Source organism: Mesorhizobium sp. M1A.F.Ca.ET.072.01.1.1, from assembly GCF_004023325.1.
Lineage (GTDB): Bacteria > Pseudomonadota > Alphaproteobacteria > Rhizobiales > Rhizobiaceae > Mesorhizobium.
Genome location: NZ_RZSF01000428.1, coordinates 1 through 4622 on the forward strand (window position 1 = coordinate 1; position 4622 = coordinate 4622).

Annotated in this window: 5 protein-coding genes; 1 reads left to right on the forward strand and 4 read right to left on the reverse strand. The window is 64.7% G+C overall.

Features of this window, described 5'->3' with window-relative positions:
* Both EOA32_RS33430 and EOA32_RS33435 read right to left on the reverse strand, forming a co-directional pair.
* The coding region (locus tag EOA32_RS33430) for a DUF177 domain-containing protein (protein ID WP_145971441.1) at window positions 1–503 on the reverse strand (503 nt) is incomplete at its 3' end.
* A gap of 11 nt (window positions 504–514) precedes the next feature.
* On the reverse strand, window positions 515–1057 hold the full coding sequence (locus EOA32_RS33435; protein ID WP_128374003.1) for a ubiquinol-cytochrome C chaperone family protein: 543 nt from the start codon (window positions 1055–1057) through the stop codon (window positions 515–517).
* A 117-nt stretch (window positions 1058–1174) separates the two neighbouring features.
* Between EOA32_RS33435 and EOA32_RS33440 the strand changes: the two genes are divergently transcribed.
* Complete coding sequence (locus EOA32_RS33440; protein ID WP_067000750.1) at window positions 1175–1690, forward strand: outer membrane protein assembly factor BamE; 516 nt, start codon at window positions 1175–1177, stop codon at window positions 1688–1690.
* A 141-nt stretch (window positions 1691–1831) separates the two neighbouring features.
* Here EOA32_RS33440 and EOA32_RS33445 read toward each other — a convergent pair whose 3' ends face one another.
* Entirely contained in the window at window positions 1832–3973 is a 2142-nt protein-coding gene (locus EOA32_RS33445) for a sodium-translocating pyrophosphatase (protein WP_128374004.1), read from the reverse strand.
* 235 nt (window positions 3974–4208) lie between these two features.
* A partial coding sequence (locus tag EOA32_RS33450) for an MFS transporter (protein ID WP_145971442.1) occupies window positions 4209–4622 on the reverse strand: 414 nt, incomplete at its 5' end.

A 4622-nucleotide genomic window follows, 5' to 3' on the forward strand; every position in this document is an offset into this window, starting at 1 on the left:
TCCTCGGGCTGATCGTCACCCGCGCCCTCGAGCGAGGCGCCGGGTTTGCGCGGATAAGGGTCGATCGCCAGGCCGAAAAACTGCTCGGCGAGCGCCCCGACATCGATGGTGTCGCCGGAAAAAGTTTCCGGGCTGTCGGGCCCGTCGGCGTCGAGGACGATCTCGCCGCCGCCGTCGAAGCCTTCGCGTCCGAGTTTCGACTGCTCCGGCAAGAACAGCGCCTCGACGGGCTCGTCGATGTGAGCCGCGACCGGATCGAGTGTGACGATGCAGGCCTGGGTGATGTCGGCCTCGACGCGGCCGCTGACCTTGACGCCGTTGCGTTTCCAGGACGCCACCAAGAGCTCGGCGCGGTAGCTCTCGACGGAAAGCAGGTCATGTTCGGCGGCAAGCGCAGTGCGCTGCCTTTCGTCGGCCTCGATTGCAACCGGCAAACCCTTTTGCGGCAGGCGGGCGACATTGGCGACAAAGGATACGGGGCTCTGCGGTTCGGCGTGCTTCATTCTCGCCTCCTTCAGGTGGCTCCGGCGACCGGGAACGCGACGGCGCCAGCCATGATCGATTCGGTCGGCTGAGCGGCAAGCTGCCCGGTCGCCGCGCTAACATACTTCGCCAGCAGCGACGCCTCAGGCCATTCGCCGGCATCGGGCCTGACATTGCGGGCGAGCGCCACGGCAAGCGCCGCGCCGTCGTCGTCCCGCAAGGCTTCGTCGTAGGCCGCAGTGCGGCCATAGAACATCTTTGCCAGCTTCTTCATGCGCTTCGGCACGCCGACATCGCTGATGCCGAGTTCCCTCAGCGAATGGTCGACATCGAGGAAGAACTCGTCGATCAGCACCTGAGCGATCTCGGCCGCGGCTCCGCCCTCGCCGCGCAGCCGGTGCTGGATCAGGTACATATGGAGCGACAGCATCTCGAAGCGGCCGAGCGGCGTATCCGGCACATTCCAGTCGGAATAAAACACCGTTTGCCGCGCCGCCGCCACGATTTGTGCGTAGAGCGCCTCGGTGATGGCGCCGTTGGCGTGACGTTCGCGACCAAAAAGGCGCTGGAACATTGAGGGTGGTCTCCCGGGGACCTTTTGTTTGATTTGGCCTTGTTGCATCGGCATGCAAGCTGGTTTACCGGTTTTGCGGCCCAGCGCAAGCTGCGGGGATGTGATGGAGAATTGTTGTTGGGTGCGCTGAAATTCAAGTCGTTTTTCATGCCTGTGCGGGCGGGCGTGGCCACTCTGCTGGTGGCGGTATCCGCGCTTTCCGCCTGCAATTCGTCCAAGATGTTCGGTGATCTGCGTCCGAGCGAGACGCTGACGAAAGGCTACGTCATCGACCAGGCGGCGATCGACTCGGTGCCGGTCGGATCGAGTCGCGAGCAGGTTCTTCTTGCGCTGGGCACGCCGTCGACGACGGCGACCTTCGACAACGAGGCGTTCTATTATATCTCGCAGACGCGCAAGCGCTACGTCGCCTTCGACAACCCGCGCATCGTCGACCAGCACGTGCTGGCGGTCTATTTCGGCGCCGACGGCCGCGTCACCCAGATCGCCAATTACGGCCTGAAGGACGGCAAGGTCTTCGACTTCATCTCGAGGACGACGCCGACGGGCGGCAAGGACCAGAACTTCCTCAGCCAGATCATCAACGGCGCCAGCAAGCTAGCGCCCGGCATCCCGGGCGGCGGCACGCCCTGAGTTCGCTGTCAGCGACGTCCACGGACCAAGACCCGCCGAATCCGCTTCGGCGGGTTATTTGTTTCGCCGAAACGGCCTGGCCTAAACAAAACCCGCGGGATCGCTCCCGCGGGCTCACTTGGTGCAGAAAGAACGCTTAGCTCAGCCGTGCGCGAGCACGGCCAGGAGCAGCAGCGCGACGATATTGGTGATCTTGATCGCCGGATTGACCGCCGGGCCGGCGGTGTCCTTGTAGGGATCGCCGACAGTGTCGCCGGTGACCGAGGCCTTATGCGCCTCGGAGCCCTTCAGGTGCTTGACGCCATTCTTGTCGGTAAAGCCGTCCTCGAACGACTTTTTGGCGTTGTCCCAGGCGCCGCCGCCGGAGGTCATCGAGACGGCGACGAAGAGGCCGTTGACGATGACGCCGAGCAGCGAGGCGCCAAGGGCCGCGAAGGCCGAGGCTTTCGAGCCCGAGATCAGGAGCACGCCGAAATAGACGACGAGCGGCGCCAGCACCGGCAGCAGCGACGGGATGATCATTTCCCGGATCGCTGCCCGGGTCAGCAGGTCGACGGCGCGCGCGTAGTTCGGTTTCGAGGTCCCGGCCATGATGCCTTTGTCCTCGCGGAACTGCTTGCGCACTTCCTCGACGATCGAGCCCGCCGCGCGGCCGACGGCGGTCATGGCGATGCCGCCGAACAGATACGGAATGAGGCCGCCAAAGATCAGGCCGGCAACGACATACGGGTTGGAAAGGTCGAAGGAGATCTCGCCCATGCCCTGGAAGTACGGGTACCTGTCGCCATTGGCGGCAAAGAACCTGAGGTCGTTCGAATAGGCCGCGAACAACACCAGCGCGCCGAGGCCGGCGGAGCCGATGGCATAGCCCTTGGTCACGGCCTTGGTGGTGTTGCCGACCGCGTCGAGCGCGTCGGTGGAGTGGCGCACTTCCTTGGGCAGGCCCGACATTTCGGCGATGCCGCCGGCATTGTCGGTGACCGGGCCGAAGGCGTCGAGCGCCACGATCATGCCGGCGAGCCCGAGCATGGTGGTGACGGCGATCGCAGTTCCGAACAGGCCGCCAAGCTGGTAGGTGGCGATGATGCCGCCGACGATGACGATGGCCGGCAGCGCCGTCGATTCCAAGGAGACCGCGAGGCCCTGGATGACGTTGGTGCCGTGGCCGGTCACCGAGGCCTGGGCGATCGAATTCACCGGGCGCTTGTTGGTGCCGGTGTAGTATTCGGTGATCACCACGATGAGGCCGGTCACCAGAAGACCGATCAGGCCGCAGATGAACAGGTTCTTGCCGGTGATGACGATGCCGGCGACGGTGCCGACCTCACCCCAACCGAGCGTCGCCGAAGTGGCGACGGCCAGGCCGACGATCGACAGCAGGCCGGTGACGATCAGGCCCTTGTAGAGCGCGCCCATGATCGAGCCGTTGGAACCTAGCTTGACGAAGAAGGTGCCGACGATCGACGTCAGGATGCAGGCGCCGCAAATGGCGAGCGGATAGAGCATGGCGGCGCCCAGCACCGCCGTGCCGCCGAAGAAGATTGCGGCCAGAACCATGGTGGCGACGACCGTCACCGCATAGGTCTCGAACAGGTCGGCGGCCATGCCGGCGCAGTCGCCGACATTGTCGCCGACATTGTCGGCGATGGTGGCCGGGTTGCGCGGATCGTCCTCCGGAATGCCGGCTTCCACCTTGCCGACGAGGTCGCCGCCGACGTCGGCGCCCTTGGTGAAGATGCCGCCGCCGAGACGGGCGAAGATCGAGATCAGCGAGGCGCCGAAGCCGAGCGAGACCAGCGCGTCGATGACGACGCGGTCGTTTGGCTGCAGGCCCATTGGGCCGGTCAGGATGAGGTAATAGATGGAGACGCCGAGCAGCGCCAGGCCCGCCACCAGCAGGCCGGTGATGGCGCCCGACTTGAAGGCGATGTCGAGGCCGGCGGCCAGGCTGTTGGAAGCGGCCTGCGCGGTGCGGACATTGGCACGCACCGAGACATGCATGCCGATGAAGCCGGCAGCGCCCGAAAGCACGGCGCCGATCAGGAAGCCGATCGCGGAGGTGATGGAGAGCAGCCACCAGGCGAGAAGAAGCACTACGATGCCGACGACGGCGATGGTGGTGTACTGGCGCGCCAGATAGGCTTGAGCACCTTCGCGAATGGCGGCGGAGATTTCCTGCATGCGCTGGCTGCCCTGATCGGACGCCAGGACCGATCGTGTCGCCCAGATGGCGTACAGGACTGACAGCAAGCCGCAGGCGATGACGGCGGTAATGATGGTCATTGCCGGATTTTCCTCGATTGATGGCCCAGAAGAACCCCTCCCTGGGCCGTTGGGACGGAGATGAACGCCGCACGCGGAATCCACCCCTTGGCTAAGGTGTATGCGAAACAGGGCTGGGAACGTCAAGATATTGTTCGGTTTTTGCCCGGCTTTCGCCGGAAAGACGGACGCTGCGACTCACCGGCAGAGGCCGCCGTGCATTTAGATCGATTGCGCGCCGGCAAACGGCGCAATGTCAGTTGGCGCGGCGCAAGCCCGGCAGCTTCAGGGTGCCGAGCGCCAGGAAGCAGAGCACAACGACCGGGAACACGATCCAGTTCAGCATGGTCCAGCCCCAGGCATTGTAGACCGCGCCCGACATCAGCGAGGCGAAGGCGACGGAGCCGAACAGGACGAAGTCGTGGAAGCCCTGCACCTTGCCTTTTTCGGATGGATGGTAGCTCGCGGCGACCATGGCGGTCGCGCCGATGAAACCGAAATTCCAGCCGAGGCCGAGCAGGATCAGCGCGGTCCAGAACTGCCATAGTGCAAGGCCTGATAGCGCCACCACTGCGCAGGCGATGAGCAGCACCAACCCAATGGCGACGATGCGCTCGGCGCCGAAGCGGTGGATCAGCGAACCGGTGAAGAAGCTCGGCCCGAACATCGC